Origin of the sequence: Bradyrhizobium agreste, from assembly GCF_016031625.1 — a bacterium.
Classification (GTDB): Bacteria; Pseudomonadota; Alphaproteobacteria; order Rhizobiales; family Xanthobacteraceae; genus Bradyrhizobium; species Bradyrhizobium agreste.
In genome coordinates this window covers 527947-547388 of record NZ_JACCHP010000001.1, presented here as the reverse complement: position 1 = coordinate 547388, position 19442 = coordinate 527947, and the positions used below count along the sequence as shown (strand labels likewise).

The window sequence follows — 19442 nt, the reverse complement described above, 5'->3', positions numbered from 1 at the left end:
AAGAAACCGTTTTCCGATACTTCAGACGTCTTATCCGTTTTGCGCGTGCGGCTGTCGCCCACCGCGCTCTCGTAAACCGAGCCGCGGAGCGTCTCGGCCCTGCGGATTCGCGTACGAGCAGGTCACGCCCTCGCGGGGACAGAAATGAAAAACCGGACCTTTATGCAGCAGCCTCCTGCACAAAGGTCCGGCCTTATCGTAGCGTGCCGCGATACCGAACGGCTGCAAAGGACGCTTCATATCCTTTGGAAGGTCTCGCTTTTCATCCGGGTTGCGACCCGGAGGCGGCAATAGATCAGTAGCCGATACGACTACTTCTTTTTCTTTGAAGTCTTCTTTGCCACCTTCTTGGTGGCTGCCTTCGCGGTCTTCTTTGCCTTCTTCGCTTTCTTGGCCATGTCGTCCTCTGTAAGAATTGGCTCTCAGTGAACATGCCCACGTCGTGCATCGACATGCGCACGAGTGAGACGATATCACAAAAGCAAAATTGATACCAAGGAGGCGTGAAGCCGCATTGAGTCGCTCGCCGGAGGCACTCGCCCTCGGGGCCGCCGTCATTGCATGCCGGCGTCGCTATCACTGCTCTTCGGTCGGGTGCCTTTTTAACCGGTCTTGCGACTGCACTCCGTCCGGGTCCCGCCACTACGCGTGGGCGCTATGCTGACCCTCCTGCGGGTGCCTCCTTTGTTGCGTCCCGCGAGCGCTCTTCGCTTTCGCTCCGCCCACGGGCCTCTCTTCCATAATCGTGAAACGCCTGTGGAAATGCCGGGCGGTTCTCGTATCATTGCCTGCATCACGTTCGCTTAGGCTTTGCGCGTGCGGCCAGAGCCGCACCGGGCTCTCGTGAACCGAGCCGCGCAGCGTCTCGGCCTTGCGGCTTCGATCCCTCGCGCTAGAGCTTTGGTGCTCCTCGCCGGGGGCACTCGGGAAAGGGGCTCGCCTGCGGCGATCGCTATCACTGCCCCGTTCCCGGGTGCCCTCTTAAACCGGTCTCGTCGCTGCACTCGGACCCGCGTGCCCGTTCGGGTCACTATGCTCACGCTCTCCGGGTGCCATTTTCCGTTGAGGCGATGCGCCGCTGGCGCACGCCTGATCGGAACTCCACCCAGGCAGATGCGCAGGGAGCTAAGAGTAAGAGTGCAGGCAGGGTTTTTCCGTGACGGGTTACAAGCTGCGAGAGAGGCTCGCGGTGCCCGTCGCGGAGACCCGCGATGTCAAACCCTACTGCGAGCGCGCGCCCCGGCCAGGACCGGGCCAACCTCTATACCGAAATTACCGACAAGATCATTGCCGAGCTCGAGGCCGGACGCGTCCCCTGGGTCCAGCCCTGGGGTACGGCCGCGGCAAAAGCGCCGCTGGCCATGCCGAAAAACGCGTCGACCAACCGGCAATACGGTGGGGTGAACATCCTCATCCTCTGGGGAGCCGTGATCGAACGTGGATTTACCGGTCAAAGTTGGCTCACCTTTCGTCAGGCCCTCTCGCTCGGCGGCCACGTTCGCAAGGGAGAGCGCGGCACCACGGTCGTCTACGCTGATCGTTTCGTGCCGAATGACGAAAGGCGACGCGCCGCCGAGACCGGCGAAGACGCGCAGGCAATTCCATTCCTCAAACGGTTTACCGTTTTCAACACCGATCAGTGCGAGGAACTGCCCGATGGCATCGCGGACGCTGCGCCGCCTCCGCCCGCCGGCTTCATCGAACCTACCGTCGACGCCCTGATCAAGGCTAGCGGAATTCCGTTTCGGATCGGTGGAGATCGCGCGTTCTATGCAACAGCCGAAGACTATGTTCAGGTCCCGCCGCCGCAGGCCTATTTCGAACCCATCAACTGGCACCGCACGGCGTTGCATGAACTCGGTCATGCGACCGGGCATCCCTCGCGCCTCAATCGCGACCAGAGCGGATCCTACGGTACGAAGAAGTATGCCTTCGAAGAACTGGTCGCCGAGTTGAGTTCCGCGTTCAGCTGCGCGTCGCTCGGGATCGTGCCAACCGTTCGCCATGCCGACTATATCGGCTCCTGGCTTGAAGTCCTGCGCGAAGACAATCGGGCCATCGTGCGTGCCGCCTCGCAGGCGAGCAAGGCCGCGGACTACTTGCTCGGCTTCGTTCCCGAGATCATTGAACCCGCGTCGCTGGATTCGGTTGTTGCCGATCACGAGGCGGCGTGATGCTTGGCCTTGTGACGGCGCGAGAGCGAGAGGAGGGGGAAGCTGTTCGCGACGGGTTGGAAGCCGAGAGAGAGTCTTTCGGCCGCCCGTTGTGGAGAGCCAAAATGACGAAAGCCGTACAAAAGATCACGCTGTCGCCTTCGCCGAAGCCGCCCTACCGGCCGCACCTGCCTTCGGATCTGATGGCAGATGGAATCCTATCGGACGCCCAGATCGAGAGCGTCATTTATGCCGGCGAGGCTTTTTCCGAATTTTTCGCGGGCTCCTGGACGGTCGATGCGAACTTTGATGTCGTGGCGGCCGCGCGCGATGAGGCAGAGAATGCCGTCCGTTTTCGCCGCGGCTGGTTTTTGGGCGACGGCACCGGCGCGGGCAAGGGGCGGCAGGTCGCCGGAATCCTGCTCGACAACTGGTTGAAAGGCCGCCGCCGTGCGGTCTGGATCAGCAAGTCGGACAAGCTGATCGAGGACGCGCAGCGCGACTGGTCCGCGCTCGGCATGGAGCGGCTGCTTGTGACGCCTCTGTCCCGGTTTCGCCAGGGTAGCGCGATCCGGCTTTCGGAAGGCATCCTTTTTGCCACCTACGCCACGCTACGCACCGACGACCGAGGCGAAAAGCTTTCGCGTGTCAAGCAGATCGTTGAATGGTTGGACTCCGACTTTGACGGAGTGATCGTCTTCGACGAGAGCCATGCCATGCAGAATGCGGTCGGGGGCAAGGGCGAGCGCGGTGACCCCAAGCTCTACGAGCCATTTACCGACTCGGAGGGCAACCTCTGCTCCCGGCCTGTCTATCGTGATGGCCAACCGGTTGAGAGCCGGGAAGCCGTCGCACGACGCGACAGACTCATCGAGAAACTCGCATCGCTCTCGCCGGTACCCGGCGCGCTGGATCAAATCGTGCAGCGCTTCGGCACCGAGATGGTCGCCGAAGTGACCGGCCGCTCGCGACGTGTCATCCGCAAGGGCGATCGGCTGGTGGTCGAAAACCGAGCTGGTTCGGCCAATCTCGCCGAGACATCGGCATTTATGGACGACGTCAAGCGGATCCTCGTGTTCTCCGACGCCGGCGGCACGGGGAGGAGCTATCACGCCGAACTGTCGGCGCGGAATCGCCGCTTGCGGGTCCATTACCTGCTCGAGCCCGGCTGGAAGGCCCACGCCGCGATCCAGGGGCTCGGCCGGACCAACCGAACCAACCAGGCGCAGCCACCGCTGTTTCGGCCCATCGCGACCGACGTGAAGGCCGAAAAGCGCTTTCTCAGCACCATCGCCCGCCGGCTCGACACCTTGGGGGCCATTGCGCGCGGCCAGCGCCAGACCGGAGGGCAGGGCCTGTTCAGGCCCGATGACAATCTCGAAAGTCAATACGCGCGTGATGCGTCGCGGCAAGTCTACACGCTGCTGGTGCGAGGCAAGGTCGAGGGATGCTCGCTCGAGAGGTTCGAGGATGCGACAGGCCTGAAGCTCACGGACGCCAATGGACTCAGGGATGATCTTCCGCCGATCACGACCTTCCTGAACCGGTTGTTGGCCCTCACCATCGATCTCCAGAATGTCTTGTTCACCGCCTTCGAGCAGCTTTTGACCGCCCGGATCGAGGGCGCGCTCGCATCGGGCACCTACGACGTCGGGCTGGAAACGCTCCGCGCCGAAAGCTTTGTCGTCACCGACCGACGGACCTTCTATGTCCATCCGGGTACTGGCGCCGAGACCAGGCTGCTCACGATCACCCAGCGACAGCGCAATCATCCTGTGAGCCTGGATAACGCTCTCGATCGCCTTTCCGATCATCGCGCTGTCCTGCTGATCAATGAGCGGTCAGGACGAGCCGCCGTGCAGGTCCCGGCGGCGAGCGTCATGCTCGACGAAGGCGAAATCGAGCGCCGCGTCCGCCTGATCCGGCCAATGGAGCAGCACCAGGTCTCCTTGAACATGATGGCGGAGAGCCATTGGGTCGATGCGGACCGTGAACGCTTCGCCGCAGCCTGGCTGGCGAAGCTTGCCGATGTCCCCAAGTTCACGGAGAGCAAGATCCACGTCGTGGCCGGCTTGCTGTTACCCATTTGGAAACGCTTCCCGAACGAATCGACTCGTGTCGATCGGCTCCAGACCGACGCTGGCGAACGCATCATCGGCCGTAAGGTTTCTGCCGCGTGGGTCGCAAACGTCGTCTCGGCGGACGCGCCTACGTGGTCACCGGACGCCGCCTTTGCGGCCGTGAGGGAGGGACGCACCGTCCTCGAACTCGCAGAGGGGCTCCAGCTTCGCCGCGTCCGGGTCAGCATCGAGCTGTCGGGATTCAACGACACGATGCGCGATCGCCTCCGCGCTTACGGCCTGTTCGGAGAGATCATCTCCTGGAAGCTGCGGATGTTCGTGCCCACGGACGCAAGCGGCGTGGCGATCCTGACAAAGGTGATCGACACCTATCCGGTTACGCGCGTCAGTGGGCGGGAGGCTGCGTGATGTCCCAGCAGCCTTACGAACTGGCACGCCGCCTCGCGCGCGAAGCCGAGGCCGTGTGCCGATACTATCTTTCCAATGGCAAGCGGGCGGGGCGGTACTGGGTGGTCGGCGACGTCCACAACACGCCGGGCCGCTCGATGTTCGTGCGGCTCCAGGAATCACCTAAGGGCCCCGCCGGCAAGTGGACTGACGCTGCGACCGGCGAGCATGGCGATCTCCTCGACATCATCCGCGAATCCCGCGGTTTGCGCGACTTCGGCGAGGTCGCCGAGGAAGCGAGGCGGTTTCTGAAGCTGCCTCGTCCTGAGCCGCAGCTGTCCTCGAAACCCATTCGCTCGTTTGCTCCGCCCGGATCGCAGGAAGCAGCCCGTCGGCTCTTTGCGATATCTAGCGCGATCGAAGGCACGGTCGTCGAGACGTATTTGCAGCGGCGCGGAATAGCCCGTGTCCACCATGGCGGCAGCTTGCGCTTCCACCCGCGTTGTTACTACCGACCGAATGAGCATTCGCCGACCCAAACCTGGCCGGCGATGATTGCCTGCGTCACGGACCTTGAGGGACGGATCACTGGAGCGCACCGAACCTGGCTCGATCCAGACGGCTTTGATCGCATTCGTCTCGGCAAAGCTCCGATCGACACGCCACGGCGGGCCATGGGCGACCTCCTCGGCAACGCCGTTCGCTTCGGCGTGGTGGACGACGTGCTCGCGGCCGGCGAGGGAATCGAGACCATGCTTTCATTGCGTTACGTGCTGCCGACTATGCCTATGGCCGCGGCGCTCTCGGCCAATCACCTTTCGGCCATGATGCTACCGCCTGGCCTGCGTCGGCTCTATATCGCCCGCGACGCCGACGCGGCCGGAGATGCCGTGCAGGCTACTCTGATACAGCGCGCGGAAGACGCCGGCATTGAAGCGATTGCATTGTCACCCCGGCTGGGCGATTTCAACGAAGACCTGCACGTCCTCGGTCTCGAGACCCTCCGGGCAGCGTTGCGGCTTCAACTCGTGCCAGAGGACGTCGCCCGTTTCCTCCAATCGTCGAGGCTAGCCGCAGAATAGGCCGGTGCTTCGATCGACGTTGTTAGGTCGGTCATAACGAGGCCATTGCCGGAAGAGGACGCGACCTCGGCCTTCTAGAGGGCGATCGGACGGCAACCGGACCGGGCCGGCAATGGCTACGTCCGGCTATTTTCCGCCGCGCTCGGGCAATGAGAAGACACAACAGCCATCAAACAAGCGCGCTTTGCATCGCGAAGCAAAATAGCCGGCCTCCGCCATCCTCCGCTGCCGCTTCGGCCCTTGCGGGTTCTGGCCCGTTCCGCCCGCCGTCTGAGTGATCGCCACGAAGGCCGCGATGGGCGCGGCCGATCCGGCAAAAGGTCCTCCAATGACCGACCACGACGACATTGAACCGCCGCACGCCTCTTCTCCAACTGACCACGTCCTCACCGAATTACAGCTCTTCGGCTACCGTCCCTTCGACGACCAGCCTGACCCGCGACCGCTTCCCGACGGCAAGATGATCGCAGGCGCTGTCGCCGATATCTTCGACGCCCTGGCCGCGACGTTGAGCGACACGCGGCTCGAGGCGGACTTAGGCGATCTGCTCTGGTCGACAGTCAACCTGTTCCATCGCGCCGTCCACCGCGTCGAACGCCAACTGGACGATAACGAGCAAGCGCAGCAGAAAAGCCAGCGCGAGCAGAACGGCTCGGAAGTCCGATCGGTCGAACTCGAGCGTCTGACGGCCGAAGGCATCACGTTGATCGAACGCCGCAACTGCCTGGAGCTCTTCCGCGACCAGGCCATCGAGCGGTTTGAGACACACACCGGCTCATTCTGGCGTCCGCGATCGGGCTCGCTGGTGAACCACCGCACGCTGACCGCAGCGATGATCGACTCGCGCGACTTTATCGCCGCCAAGCGCCGCGCCGAGACCGAGGTCATGCTGCCCTCAGGGCCGAAGATCGCGCTCACCGGAGGGCTAGACTTCAATGACCACCACCTCATCTGGGACCGCCTCGACAAGGTTCACGCCAAGCATCCCGACATGGTGCTACTCCATGGCGGCTCGCCGAAAGGAGCCGAACTGATCGCATCCAAATGGGCGACGACCCGCAAGGTACCTCAAATTGCTTTCAAGCCCGACTGGACGAAACATGCCAAGGCTGCGCCCTTCAAGCGCAATGATGCCATGCTCGAACTCCTGCCGATCGGCGTCATGCACTTCCCGGGCACGGGAATCCAGGACAACCTCGCCGACAAGGCGAAGCGGCTCGGCATCCCTGTCTGGAGGTTCGGCGGCGCGTGAGCGCCGTTCGCGGTCGATCATCGAAGCGGAGTGGCATGCGCCGCAACTCCGCCTCGTTTCGATTTTAGCTCTGAGGTTGCGCCGTGGTGGTGGTGGAAGGCGCGACTGGTAGATTTATGCACATGGAGCCACCACCATGCTCGCCCTTGGGCTTGTTCTCAACACATTCGGAATTGGCTTGTTCTGCTGGGCGATCTTTGCGCTCGCTGTGTATGCCCTGCCGTTTTTCGTCGCACTGAGTATCGGGATGACAGCGTTGCAGAGCGGCGCCGGCCTCGTTGGCGCGCTGCTTGTCGCAACGGCCGGCGGTACGCTGACGCTTGTCCTCGGCCAGGTTGCCTTTGCTGTTACTAAGTCCTTGGCCTTGCGCATCGCGATCGCGGCACCATTCGCTGTTCCCGCCGCCGTCGCCGGCTATCATGTGGTGTTCGCCGTGTCCCATATCGGAGTGCCTTCGTTGGCCTGGCGTGAGGTCTTCGGCTGCATCGGCGCAGTTTGCATTGGCATTACCTCATGGACGCGCTTGATGGTTTTGGCAGAGACCCGCCCGTTCGACCGCGTAGGGTGGTGGAGAACTCGTCCTAAGCAGTTCTTACGGCAGCATGGCCCGAGGGGATGACCGCTTTCCGCCTTCATCGTCGAACAGGTGCGCTTAGATCGGCGCGGTGAACGGGGACGATCGAAGCCTGAGCGCGGCGAGGCAAGCCTCCTCTGAATTCCTCGATCAAATAACCCGGTATTCGGCCTGGCCCACGCATCCGCGGCGCAGCGTGTAAACCTCGACCCGTTCCTGGAAGACGATGCCGCCCTTTGCAGCAGATTGTTTCTCTTTCCGCGCTGAATCGTTCCGACCCCTTGTTCATCAAAACCGAGATAGCCACGCTTCTCCAGAGATTGTGGTTCAAGCACGCGGACGCACGTGGCCTCGTTGATGGCTTGATCTGGCCGAAGACCGGCTTCGCCTCGATCGTCTGAGCCGCAACGCCGTTGCTGCGACTTTCTTCCCCTGGGCTTCGCCCATTCCTCGCGAGGCAAGAAAGTCGCCACAACGACGTCCTCCGCTGCACTCCGGCCCGCGAGCGGGTGCGTCGCCGATCGTCTTCGGCCCTAGATCGCCATCGAGGCCGCGGTGGTCGCGGGCTCGAAACACAACAGGAGAAGAGACATGGCTATCATCGGTTCTTTCAAGAAGGTCGGTAACGAATTCCAGGGCGAGATCGTGACCCTGAGCCTAAAGGCCAAGGGCGTCCGCATCGTCGCCGAGACCAACCGATCCAACGACAACGCTCCCAGCCACCGCATCTATGTGGGCCGGGCCGAGATCGGCGCGGCCTGGTCGAAGCGCTCCGAAGAGGGCCGCGACTACCTCTCGCTCAAGCTCGATGACCCCTCGTTCAACGCGCCGATCTACGCGAACCTGTTCGATGACGAAGGCGGTGAAGGCTACACCCTGCTCTGGTCGCGGCCGCGCAAGACCGGCGAGTAAGAGCGCACCAGTAACCCCGCCCGAGCAAATCGGGCGGGGCTTCATGCCCGTGGCTGCGCGCAAGAAATTGAGCAACTTAAGCTAGGCGGATGCGCAAAGCTAACGCATCCTTCGCCCGGATGCGTGCCAAGACACCCGGCACGATCCAGAGGCGGAACCACAACTCGCGGGGGAGAGCTGAACCCTCGTCCATGCCCAAGCTCCTACGAGCGGACCTGAATGATCGTCTTGCCCTGGCGGCGCTGGGCTGAGTTGAAGGTAGCGACCGCGTCGTCGAGAGAGGCGACCTTTCCGATGTTTGTCCGCAGTCTTCCGTCCCGCACCCTCTGGACGATCTCACTCAATTGACCGCGATCGGCTTCGACGACGAAATCGATGGCCAAACCGTCCAGCGGCCGAGCCTCCGGCGGGCCGACGACACTCACCAGCGTCCCTCCGCCTCTGACGAGGGCTGCAGACTGCTTCTGGATCTCGCCGCCGATGACGTCGAAGGCTAGATCGACGCGGCCGACATCTTTGAGGGCGTCGTGCTCCAGGTCGACGAATTCATTCGCGCCGAAGTCGAGCGCTTTCTGCCGGTCCGCTGCGCGTCCTGTTCCGATGACATAGGCGCCAGCCTCTCGTGCGAGTTGAACGACCATAGAGCCGACCGCACCGGCCGCACCATGCGCAAGCACGCTCTGGCCTGCCTGAAGTCGGCCATGCTGGAAAAGCCCTTGCCACGCGGTCAAGCCCGAGATCGGCAGGCTCGCACCCACCTTGAAATCGACGTCACCCGGCAATGGCGCCAGATTGCGCGCCTCGATGGCAATATATTCAGCCAGCGAGCCATCGCGATACCAGTCGGCAAGGCCGAATACGCGCTGTCCCACCGACAATCCCGTCGTGCCGTAGCCAAGAGCCGTGACGATGCCGGCGAATTCGTGCCCAGGGATCGAGGGAGTTCGATTCTGGTCGCGGCGATCGGTCCACGTCGAGGGCCATTCCAATTCCGTCGGAACGAATCCCGATGAGTGAACCTCCACGACAACGTCGTTTATCGCTGGTCGAGGTTCGGGCCGTTCTATCAGCTTCATCCCGGAAAACCCGGCAGCCTGGTCCGTCACGATAATCGCTTTCATCTTCGACTCCTATATGTGTGGTGTTTTTTCAAATTCCGAACTTCCCGACCGTGCTCAGATTGAGCCGGCCGGTGCCACCGCGGGGAAAGTCCTTGTCCGGATGGAACACGTTGTTGAAGAAGTTCGTCAGCGAGTACATGGCCACAAGCGCGACGATCTCCATGATATTCGCATCCGTGTAGCCCGCATCGCGAACGGCTTGCAGATCGGCGTCTGTGACATGGCCCCGGTTCTCGATGATCTTGCGTGCAAACTGGACGGCGGCGTCCCGCTTCGGATCCGTGGCATGACCCTTTCGAGCGAGAATGATGTCCTCGGCCGGGAGCTTGGCCATACACTCGGCCGTGAAGCTGTGCACCGTCAGGCAGTAGTCGCAGCCGTTCACTTCGGAGACCGCAAGGCCGATGCTGTCGCGCGTCTTGACGTCGAGCGCCTTGCTCAAGGAGCCGAGCAGAGCGGCCCATGCGTTGAACGCGATCGGGCTTTGCGCGAAGGTCGCCATCATGTTTGGCGTGAACCCGATGTTCTTGGTGAACATATCGAGGGTCGGTTTCGAATCAGCCGGCACGTGTTCCGGCTTCAGAGCGGCAGCTCTGGCCATGATATTTCTCCTTAATGATTGGCTTTGGGATTGGCTATGCGAAGTGCAGCACATCGACCACGGGCAGGCGCGGCTTCTGCGGCCAGTTGCCGGGCCGCTCCGGCCCGACGGTCAGCAGCATGACCGGGATTTCGTCTTCGGCCAGGCTGAACTCTCTGTGCACGGCTTCTGCATCGAAACCGATCATCGGTGTCGACCCCAGGCCTAGCGAGCGGGCTGCATAGACGATAGCTGCGGCGCCGAAGGTCGCGGAGCGCACGGCCTCGTCGCGCTGGCGCTGCGGGTGGTTGTCGTACAGGCTGCGAGCCGGCCCCTCCCATTCCGGCACCATATGTGCCGGCATGATTCCGGCTTCCACGACGGGCGCCAGGCGCTCAGGGACGGTGCTGGCATCAGCCAGTTGGCCGATGATGATGAAGGTGACGGCTGCTTCGGTGATTGCGGGCTGATTCCAGGCGATCGGAAGCAGCCGCGCTTTCGCTTCGCTTGAGCGCACGGCGATGAAGCGCCAGTTCTGCAGATGGAAGGATGTCGGCGCCGAAGTACCGATCCGCACCAACTGTCGGATCTGGTCGTCACTGAGAGTAGCGGTTGGGTCGTAGTACTTCGCGGCACTGCGGCTCAGGATGGTCTCAATGACGACGTTTGTCGGCAGCGGCACCGCGAGCCAGCGGGAGGTTTCGCGATTAGCTGCGGTTGTGGGGGTGTCGTGCATTGGGTGGCTCCTCATCAAGTGATTACGGAGCCAACCTACTGATGCATTTGATGATTTCGAGCCTCTATAGGCTCAATATGATGCTCAAAAGGATCATTTTGTCTCGGTCTGCATGTCTGCAGGCTTCTCGCCGTTGTGAGCCCGTCGGCGCCATTCCCCTGGGGTCATCCCCAGTCTCTCCGCAAACACACGCCGGAATGCCGAAACGGATTGATAGCCGACTGCCTCGGCCACCGCTTCCGTGCTGATCCCTGGCTTCCTAAGCTCGTTGGCGGCCATGCTCATACGAAGATCGGTCAACAGGTCGAGGGCTGAGCGGCCTAACTTGTCCTGAAACTGGCGCATGAATGTTGCGCGTGACATGCTGCATAGATTGGCCAGATCGGGAAGCGTCCAAAGTCGCGCTGGGTCTGCGAAGAGTGCCGCAATGGCCGGCGCCAACCTTGGATTGCGAACAAGCGCCAGCAAGCCGTCCGTCGATGTTCCGGCTTCGCTCGCTGCGCGGAGAACCAGCGTGAACAGGACCGAAGAAAGCGCGTTGAGAATGGCTCGTCCTCCCGCTTTGTCACCGGCGGATTCCATTCGCATCAGGCTGACGAGTCCGGAAAGTTGACTTGACGCCGACGGGACGTCCTCTTCTCCACGGTTTTTCATAGCCCGCACGACCAGATTGGCTGGCAGGTAGTTGCGGACCAATCGATCGTGGGGTGGCATGACGAAGAACCGTCCGCACAGCAGATCTAGTCGCTCACCTCGTGCATCGTTCTCGCTCAACATCCATCCTGCAGCGCCCCTGCTTTGGTGCGTGCTGACTGGCGTTTCGCCGCTGCCGTCGTGCAGCATATGCGCCGACCCGTGAGGGAGCAGCACGATATCCCCGCTCTCAAGCTCCTGCACGGTTCTCGAATCGGGGTCCTCCAAAATGGCACGACCCCTGACTATGACATGGTAGGGGATCTCGTTCGGCGCCGCCCTGGGCCAGACGATACGCCATGGTGCGCCGTAGGCGCAGCGGACCTCAAGCTGGCCGGTAACGGTGATGATTTGCAGGAGATGACTCAACCAGTCGGCTTGAGACATAAGACCTCTAAAACGTGAATCGCCGACGCAGCATATCAATTTAGCGACGCCTTCGGCGAAGGCATGGCGTTCCGTCCTCATTGATCCCGGCGACGAGGGCCAGGAGGCTCAGTTTCTGATTGACCCCACATCGGCGGTGAGTTCAGTGATCCTCAATCCCCACTTTGACCATGGGGGCTCAGACTCGCATAGGAGGTCGGCGCAGCGCTTCATGACGATGTCGTTCCTCAACGGCAGCTACTTCCGCTTCAATCGCTGCTTGAACGCGCAATCGGCAAACTGTACGGCCTCTATCTGGTCGACTGCGGCGACCCATTATGCCGGATAGTGGCGATACTGGTCATCGATATTTACGGGCGCGGACCAGAAACGCGGTAGCCATCATCTAATCCTAAGGGAAGCGAAGCGAGTGAACGTCGGCTTGTGGCCCCTTCTCGGATCTCGCTCAATCTCTGGTTCTGCGCCGCTGTTGAAGACTAAGCGGCCCTCAGGATTCATGAGGACACGCCCAGTCGTAGGTCATAGAGGTGCCTCTCTGAGGTTCAAGCCCGCTTTTACGGTTTTTCTTTTCGGCTCGCGAAGAAGGTCGCCTCGTCGGTCTGTCGAATGCGCATAAAGTCCGGCTTTTAAGGAAGCGAGGCCCCAACGCATTGAGGGCCAAATGAAAATATTGGAAGGATTATGCAAACACCGCCGCTCGCTCTCGACGTGGCTGACCTGGCTCCGACAGAGCCAGCGTTGACACCTTACGATGAGCAGCACGTTGTAACCTACGTTCTCCTTCTGCAGGCCGAAGGTGAGGGGGCGGACTGGCAGGAAGTCGCTCGAATAGTGTTGCATGTCGATCCGAAGCATGAGCCAGATCGCGCGCGCAATGCATATCAGAGTCATCTCGCTCGCGCTAAGTGGATGACCGAAGAGGGACGTCTCTCGGCGCGGGCTCTGGCTAGAAGAAGTTCATCGACGGAAGCCCATCTTGGAAATGATCTTCTCCCGCCAACTAGTGGTCATGCGAGAGCACCACGTGGTGCCAAACTAGGGGCTTCCTACAACCGCCTCGTTCATACCTATTGCGCTGCAATCCTTGTTAGTCGCGCAATGGGGCGTAAGCAATGCCTGAATTCGACTGGCGGTCGCCGGATTCCTACAAGAGCCTACAAGACGCTGAAATCACCGACATCGCCTGGGAATGTCTTCGTCGCAATGCGGATTATCGACGCGAATATGAGGCGATGATCGCCAGTAGCCCAGCTGGCGAAGTGACCGGGGAATTCAGGAGGAGGTGGGGTCTCTGCTTTCGCCCATGACCCGCAGAGGTCCTTCGACGAGCAGACGATCTTTTGGGCGCCCGAGGTTCTAGCGGCGGTCGTTCCTGTCAAGGTCGCAGTGGCCGACGACGGCAGGGTGCCGTCTCAGCCACTGCTCGACCTTACAGCCGGCCAGGTGCGCCGAGCTGTCGACGGCTGGCATGCGGTCCTGCGCATCGGTTCAGTGGACCACCGTATCTGGTCCAAAGAGTTGCGGTACTCGGCGCGTCATACGCAGCCGAATTGCCGTTTGATGGCGATTTCGACGCGCGCGCCTATGCAGCCCGCCGGCTGTGGCGCGCGATCAATGGACGCGCGCCAGGTCCCGCCTTTCATCAATTATCGAAACAGCGGCGCGAGCGCTTGAGTGCTGCGATCCGTGCGCTCGATGCGCATAGCGCGGGAGGAAGCTATCGCGTTATCGCCGAAACGCTGTTCGGCAAGAAGCGTATCCCCGATCGCGCCTGGAAGACGCATGATCTACGCAATCGGACGGTCCGCTTGGTGCAAGGCGCCCTCGCGTTGATGCGCGGTGGTTATCGCAAACTTCTGCGGCCCGGGCGCAGGGACGAGTAGCGCAGTCGCTCGAGGGGTGCCGAAAATCATTCCTCCAACATTCGGCATCCCCCTCCGAGATCTTGCTCCTCCATGATGACCGCACACACGCCGGCCTAGCCAAGCGTGGTGCGCTGTCCTCTTGGAGTCCTCAAATGCCCGATCCGATGGCCGGTCTTCCCCCGCGATTCCTGCGTACACCTGAGGCCGCGCGCTATCTTGGCCTGTCCGGTCGCACGCTCGAGAAGCACCGCACGTACGGTACGGGACCGACGTATCGGAAGATTGGCGGACGTGTCGTCTACGCCCTTGATGACCTGAAGGCGTGGGCCGACCGGGGCGCCAAGACATCGACCTCCGATCCCGGGAATGGGACCGTGCTGCCGGCCAAGAAGCAGCCTGCCTTGCGCCCTTATGCGGGCCAGGAACGTCGCTGATTGCCGCGTGAGAGGAAGAACCATGCGGCGCAAGCACCATTCCGAGCGTGAGCAGCTTGAGCTCTTTCGGGCGTTGCCCGGTGATCTTGCGCCCCGCGACGCGCAGGACCTGATGGCTTATCCGTTCTTTTCGCTGGCAAAGACCAAGCGAATCATACCAATCGATTTCCGCGCGGGTGCGATCGCAATTCGTGTCGAAGCCGTGCCGGAGCACGGCATGGCGACCATCTGGGATGCAGACGTTCTGATCTGGGCCGCTTCGCAGATCGTCGAAGCCCGTGACGCCGGCCTGAAGACGTCGCGCCTGATGGCTGCAACGCCGTACGAGATTCTGACGTTTGTTGGCCGCGGCACCAGCGCGCGCGACTATGACCGGCTGAAGGCCGGTCTCGACAGGCTTCAGTCAACGACCGTGCTGACATCGATCCGACAGCCGGCAGAACGGCGGCGACATCGCTTCTCCTGGATCAACGAGTGGAAGGAGACGGCCGATGCAAATGGTCGTCCATTTGGCCTCGAGCTGATCCTGCCTGATTGGTTCTACGCTGGCGTCATCGATGACGCGCTCGTGCTGACGATCGACCGTGCTTATTTCGATCTGACGGGCGGACTTGAGCGTTGGCTGTATCGCCTTGTGCGCAAGCACGGCGGTCGGCAGCACGACGGCTGGAGTTTTGATCTTGTGCATCTCCATGCCAAGTCGGGCATCCTCTCGCCGCTCAAGCACTTTGCTTATGACGTACGCCAGATCGTCCAGCGCCAGACATTGCCCGGCTATCAACTCGTGCTCACGCGCGATCCTGATGGCACCGAGCGGCTGAACTTCGCGCCTACGCCCGTTGATCCCTTAACGGCGCGCCTGCGCCGGCGCGGTCTCATTCCGAATTCGGAGGACAATCTGTGAATCAGCTCGTGCTATCAGGGACCGCAACCCTCGTGCTATCGGGGACCCGATCCTCGTGCTATCGGGGACCGAAATCGAGCTTAAGAGCTTGTTTCTGCGCGCTTTCCGGCCGCTCTAACTTTACTAACCAGAAATCCTTCGGATTTCCTCTAACGGACCAAGCTGAAAACCACATCGCAGGCGCGTGGCAACCGCGGGCCGTCAATTCTCCTTTCCGGCACGACCCGCACAGGTGCTTCACCGCCGCCAATGCTTATAGCTGCCCATTCGCCTCGTCGGGAGCGGCAGCATGAGCGTTCTCACCGAAGTGGAGGTCCTGTGGGTCGAAAAGCGGATTGAAAACCGCATTCGGTTCGGTCGTATTGTCAAGGAACGGAAGCTTGATCGCCACCGACGTGTGCTGTCATTCGCGCCAGGCAGCATCTTTGGCTTCGTTCGCTGGACGTCCAATGACTTTGGAACAGTCATTTCGCGGATCGACATCCTGCGTGCGGTCGCGCCTGGACAGCGCTGCTCGACCGTCCCTTATGTGACACCCGGCGGAGAGATTTTGCTTCGTCTGTCCGGCTCGCCAAAGGTCGAGCGAGTGCTGCAAATGACCGATGCCGTTGAGGCACTCGGCATCGATCCGGCTGATGTCGCGCCTGATCATTGGCATCACGTTCATAACCGTCTGACCGTCAACGAAAACCCGCGCCCCTATACGAAAGCGCGCCATCAGGCCTGGCTTCACCGTCAAAGGGTGATGCGATGACAGGCGGCTTGAAGACGCTGGCGGTGACGTTTGGGGTCGCTGCTGCGCTCGTCGCGACGATCGTCCTGGAACCGCTGCCGGTTTACATCTGGAATGCGTCGGCAAGCGTGCCGATCGGTCTCTATCGCCTGCGACCGGCTGAACGCTTCCACGTTACGGAGTTGGTCGCCGTGCAGCCGCCGGAGCCGCTCGCGACATTCCTTGACCTGAACGGCTATCTGCCCATCGGCGTCCCCATGCTCAAGCGGGTCCTTGCGCTGCCCGGGCAGACGGTCTGCAGAAGCGGGCCCACGATCTCGGTCGACGACATTGCAATGGGCGAAGCGCGGGATCGCGACGGACGCGGCCGGCCGCTGCCGAAATGGCAGGGCTGCCGCGTTGTCGGCGACGGCGAGCTGTTTCTGATGAACTGGCAGTCGGACGATTCTCTTGACGGCCGGTATTTTGGATTTCTTCCGGCATCCAGCGTGATCGGCCGTGCGATGCCGGTGTGGACGTGGGAGGAGTGATCTCGTGGGTATTCCACGTGTTCTCCTCGCCCTGACCCTGTTCGATCGATTGCGGGATCCTTGCCCCGTCTCGATCGATCTCTGCAAGGCTGACGCGAATCCTCCCGCATGCTTGAGTCGGTCGGGCACGCGCGTTTGTGCTGTCGTTCCCCTGATGCTTCTTTTGACCACGATTGACAGCGCTGCTTTGGCCCAGAGCGGATCAGCCGCCCCGCCGGCGATAAGTCAGACCGCTCACGCATTTGCCGGCTTCGTCAATGAAGCCTCACAACGCTTTGCGATTGCGCCGAACTGGATCCGATCGGTCCAAAGCATCGAGAGTGCTGGTGACGTGCACGCCAGATCGCCGAAAGGCGCAATGGGCCTGATGCAAATCATGCCGGCGACTTGGGCGGAACTTCGCGAGCGCTACAATCTCGGGAATGACCCCTACGATCCGCACGACAATATTCTGGCCGGCACGGCTTACTTGCGCGAACTGCTCGATCGGTATGGCTCGCCTGGCGTGTTTGCCGCGTACAACGCGGGACCTGCTCGCTATGAAGAGCATCTCGCAGGCGGCTCTTTGCCGGACGAGACGCGAGCATACGTCGCAAAGCTTGCAAATCTGCTTGCCATCGAACTGCCGCCGAGGTGGACGTCCAGCCGAGAGTCATCAGCAGCTGCGGCGCCATTCGTCATGCGATCCGATCTCATGAAACCGCGCCATCGGCTGCTGGCGCTTATGCCGTCGAGCGGTGTCAGGACCGCAATCTCGGCACCCCATGTTTCGCCCATGGTGCCTCGGCCTGTTGGCGTCTTCGTCCCTCGATCGGCTTCGGGAGTATCGCAATGAGCAAATGTGCAGGTTCGCAAGGTGATGGCGTATGGGCGATGCCTTCGGCCCGCGCTCTACTCGTCGCTTCGCTCCTCACCGAGCCACCCTTCGGGTGTCTCGGCCCTTCGGGTAACGATCGCTATCGCAAGCGCTCGGAAGCAGTGGGGGCTTCGCGAGTTGGCTGCCAAGTCGCGGCGGCTCTTTCGGGAACCGGCGACCGGGAGACAACGACGGCAGGACGGCGAGATAAAAGGGGCTCGCCGGTCGAACCGCAAGCCATTGACATGGCTTGTGTTCTGGCGTGCCGGTCGGTCGGGGCGCGTGCCGCGCCTTGCGCTTTGAACAATGTGATCAAGGGCATTTTCGGCACTGTAGCTGTTTTAATGCTGTTAGAGGCTCGGCCATGACCGCCGGCGATAGCGATCTGCGCATTCGGCCCGGGCGTATCCGCAGCACCCGCGCGCCGACGCCCAAGAGCTTCATCAACCAAGTGCTTCGTGCCGCGAAGAAGGCCGGTCACACTTCTGGTCAGGTGACGGCCGGCAGGCGTTCTGCGGTCTACGGACGTTCGACGTTCGGCCGCGGCCGGCTCGCTTTTAATCGCAGCCGGTTGTTCAGTCCGACACGGCGCGTGGTGGTGAAGGCGCGCGTCGTTCGCCACAAGGGACGAGCCTTCCGTTCAGCACCACTGATCGCCCATCTCTCATACTTGAAGCGCGATGGGGTGACCCGGAGCGGCGAGAGGGCCGAGATGTTCGACGCTGGCGGCGACCGGGCTGATGGTGCGGCTTTCGCTGAACGTTGCAAGGACGACCGGCATCATTTCCGGTTCATCGTCTCGCCAGAGGACGCCGGCGACATGACCGACCTCAAGGCCTTCACCCGCGATCTCGCCAAGCAGATCGAGACCGATCTCGGCACGCGCCTTGATTGGGTGGCTGTCGATCATTGGAACACCGACAACCCTCATGTTCATCTTCTCGTTCGGGGAGTAGATGAGGAAGGGACGGATCTCGTGATCTCCCGCGACTACATCAGCCAGGGCCTGCGCTCACGCGCCGAGGAACTGGTCGCCATCGAACTGGGACCAAAACCAGAGCACGAGATCCGCAATTCGCTGGAGAGGGAAGTTACAGCGGAGCGATGGACGCGGCTCGATCGGGAGATCCGGCTGGCGGCAGATGCGACCGGCTATATCGATCTTCGCCCAGAGAGTCCCGGCAAGTCCGATCCTGAGATCAGGCGTTTGATGATCGGTCGCCTTCAGCACCTGGAGAAGATGGGCCTTGCTGCATCCGCCGCGCCCGGGGAGTGGATGGTCGGGCTGGAAGCCGAGCGCAGCTTGCGCGACCTCGGCATGCGCGGCGACATCATCAAGACCATGCACCGCGCCTTCACCGAGCGCGGAGAAGCTCGCGGCATTTCCGACTACGTCATCGAGGGGGAACAGCCGACATCTCAGCTCATCGGACGACTGGTCGACCGAGGACTGCATGACGAACTGACCGGCGAGGCCTATGCCCTGATCGATGGGACAGATGGACGAGCGCACCACGTGCGCTTTCGAGGCCTAGAGGCTTTCGAACATGCTCCGCCGGCGGGCGGTATCGTTGAAGTCCGATGCTTCGGTCAAGCCGGCGATCCGCGGCCAACCGTAGTGCTCGCAACCCGTTCCGATCTCGATCTCCGTGAGCAGATCACAGCGAGAGGGGCCACCTGGCTCGACCACAGGCTGGTTGACCGACATCCCATGCCGCTCGCGATGATTGGCTTCGGCCGAGAGACCCGCAACGCCATGGAAGCGCGCGCCGAGCATCTGGTTCAGGAAGGTCTGGCGCGACGGCAGGGACAGCGCGTCATTCTGCAGCGCGACCTCCTGAACACGTTGCGCCGACGCGAGCTGGACGAGGTGGCTTCAAAAGTCTCGGCCGACGCCAGCCTGCCTCATGTGAACGCCGCGTCCGGGGAGCATGTGGCGGGCACGTACCGCCATCGGCTGACGCTCAGCTCGGGGCGCTTCGCCATGATCGACAACGGGCTCGGCTTCCAGCTCGTGCCCTGGTCGCGCGAACTCGAAAAGAGGCTCGGCCAGCACGTCACCGGCGTCGTGAAGGACGGCGGCGGTGTCGAATGGGCCTTTGGTCGAAAGCGCGACCTCGGCCTCTAGCAATCTCTCCAATTCAGTTGCGGAAAGGCGTGCG

General features: G+C 61.9%; 18 protein-coding genes and 2 pseudogenes. 16 read left to right on the top strand and 4 right to left on the bottom strand.

From position 1 onward, the window contains the following. The first annotated feature begins 1211 nt into the window (after positions 1-1211). From HZZ13_RS02220 to HZZ13_RS02190, 7 genes are all read left to right on the top strand, one after another. Positions 1212-2174, top strand: coding sequence for an ArdC family protein (locus tag HZZ13_RS02220; protein ID WP_197958002.1), 963 nt, complete (start codon positions 1212-1214; stop codon positions 2172-2174). Then, entirely contained in the window at positions 2174-4642 is a 2469-nt protein-coding gene (locus tag HZZ13_RS02215) for a strawberry notch C-terminal domain-containing protein (RefSeq protein ID WP_376707016.1), read from the top strand. The genes HZZ13_RS02220 and HZZ13_RS02215 overlap by 1 nt, the downstream gene beginning before the upstream one ends. Then, a complete protein-coding gene (locus tag HZZ13_RS02210) occupies positions 4642-5703 on the top strand; it encodes a DUF7146 domain-containing protein (RefSeq protein ID WP_197958001.1) in 1062 nt (353 codons plus the stop codon). Before HZZ13_RS02215 ends, HZZ13_RS02210 begins: the two co-directional genes overlap by 1 nt. A gap of 328 nt (positions 5704-6031) precedes the next feature. Then, a complete protein-coding gene (locus HZZ13_RS02205; RefSeq protein WP_197958000.1) occupies positions 6032-6955 on the top strand; it encodes a DUF2493 domain-containing protein in 924 nt (307 codons plus the stop codon). Between the two features lie 136 nt (positions 6956-7091). Then, positions 7092-7574, top strand: coding sequence for a hypothetical protein (locus HZZ13_RS02200; RefSeq protein WP_246504251.1), 483 nt, complete (start codon positions 7092-7094; stop codon positions 7572-7574). A 191-nt stretch (positions 7575-7765) separates the two neighbouring features. Next, on the top strand, positions 7766-7930 hold the full coding sequence (locus HZZ13_RS02195) for a hypothetical protein (RefSeq protein ID WP_197957999.1): 165 nt from the start codon (positions 7766-7768) through the stop codon (positions 7928-7930). Positions 7931-8120: 190 nt separating this feature from the next. Further along, positions 8121-8441, top strand: coding sequence for a DUF736 domain-containing protein (locus tag HZZ13_RS02190; protein ID WP_197957998.1), 321 nt, complete (start codon positions 8121-8123; stop codon positions 8439-8441). 203 nt (positions 8442-8644) lie between these two features. Here the strand turns inward: HZZ13_RS02190 and HZZ13_RS02185 are convergent, their stop codons facing one another. From HZZ13_RS02185 to HZZ13_RS02170, 4 genes and pseudogenes are all read right to left on the bottom strand, one after another. Next, positions 8645-9562: an NADP-dependent oxidoreductase gene (locus tag HZZ13_RS02185; protein WP_197957997.1), complete on the bottom strand. Its 918-nt coding sequence runs from the start codon at positions 9560-9562 to the stop codon at positions 8645-8647. Positions 9563-9616: 54 nt separating this feature from the next. Then, positions 9617-10163, bottom strand: a pseudogene (locus tag HZZ13_RS02180) (carboxymuconolactone decarboxylase family protein). A 34-nt stretch (positions 10164-10197) separates the two neighbouring features. Further along, positions 10198-10878, bottom strand: coding sequence for a nitroreductase family protein (locus HZZ13_RS02175; RefSeq protein WP_197957995.1), 681 nt, complete (start codon positions 10876-10878; stop codon positions 10198-10200). Positions 10879-10971: 93 nt separating this feature from the next. Beyond that, a complete protein-coding gene (locus HZZ13_RS02170) occupies positions 10972-11958 on the bottom strand; it encodes an AraC family transcriptional regulator (protein ID WP_197957994.1) in 987 nt (328 codons plus the stop codon). Positions 11959-12639: 681 nt separating this feature from the next. Here HZZ13_RS02170 and HZZ13_RS36660 point away from each other — a divergent pair. The 9 genes and pseudogenes from HZZ13_RS36660 to HZZ13_RS02130 all read left to right on the top strand — a co-directional run. Then, a pseudogene (locus HZZ13_RS36660) lies at positions 12640-12882 on the top strand (DUF2285 domain-containing protein); the annotation flags it as partial. A gap of 188 nt (positions 12883-13070) precedes the next feature. Continuing rightward, a complete protein-coding gene (locus HZZ13_RS02165) occupies positions 13071-13265 on the top strand; it encodes a transcriptional regulator domain-containing protein (protein WP_197957993.1) in 195 nt (64 codons plus the stop codon). A gap of 243 nt (positions 13266-13508) precedes the next feature. Continuing rightward, complete coding sequence (locus HZZ13_RS02160; protein ID WP_246504250.1) at positions 13509-13841, top strand: DUF2285 domain-containing protein; 333 nt, start codon at positions 13509-13511, stop codon at positions 13839-13841. Between the two features lie 134 nt (positions 13842-13975). After that, on the top strand, positions 13976-14257 hold the full coding sequence (locus HZZ13_RS02155; protein ID WP_197957992.1) for a helix-turn-helix transcriptional regulator: 282 nt from the start codon (positions 13976-13978) through the stop codon (positions 14255-14257). Between the two features lie 22 nt (positions 14258-14279). Beyond that, on the top strand, positions 14280-15161 hold the full coding sequence (locus tag HZZ13_RS02150) for a replication initiator protein A (protein WP_197957991.1): 882 nt from the start codon (positions 14280-14282) through the stop codon (positions 15159-15161). Between the two features lie 289 nt (positions 15162-15450). Continuing rightward, a complete protein-coding gene (locus tag HZZ13_RS02145; RefSeq protein WP_197957990.1) occupies positions 15451-15915 on the top strand; it encodes a DUF2840 domain-containing protein in 465 nt (154 codons plus the stop codon). Beyond that, the gene (locus HZZ13_RS02140; RefSeq protein WP_197957989.1) at positions 15912-16424 is read left to right on the top strand and encodes a S26 family signal peptidase; all 513 of its coding nucleotides are present in this window, start codon (positions 15912-15914) and stop codon (positions 16422-16424) included. The genes HZZ13_RS02145 and HZZ13_RS02140 overlap by 4 nt, the downstream gene beginning before the upstream one ends. Positions 16425-16428: 4 nt before the next feature. Then, positions 16429-17259 (top strand): lytic transglycosylase domain-containing protein, encoded by an 831-nt coding sequence (locus HZZ13_RS02135; RefSeq protein ID WP_197957988.1) that lies wholly within the window; start codon positions 16429-16431, stop codon positions 17257-17259. 385 nt (positions 17260-17644) lie between these two features. Beyond that, positions 17645-19408, top strand: a complete 1764-nt coding sequence (locus tag HZZ13_RS02130; RefSeq protein WP_197957987.1) for a relaxase/mobilization nuclease domain-containing protein — start codon at positions 17645-17647, stop codon at positions 19406-19408. The last annotated feature ends 34 nt before the right edge of the window (positions 19409-19442 follow it).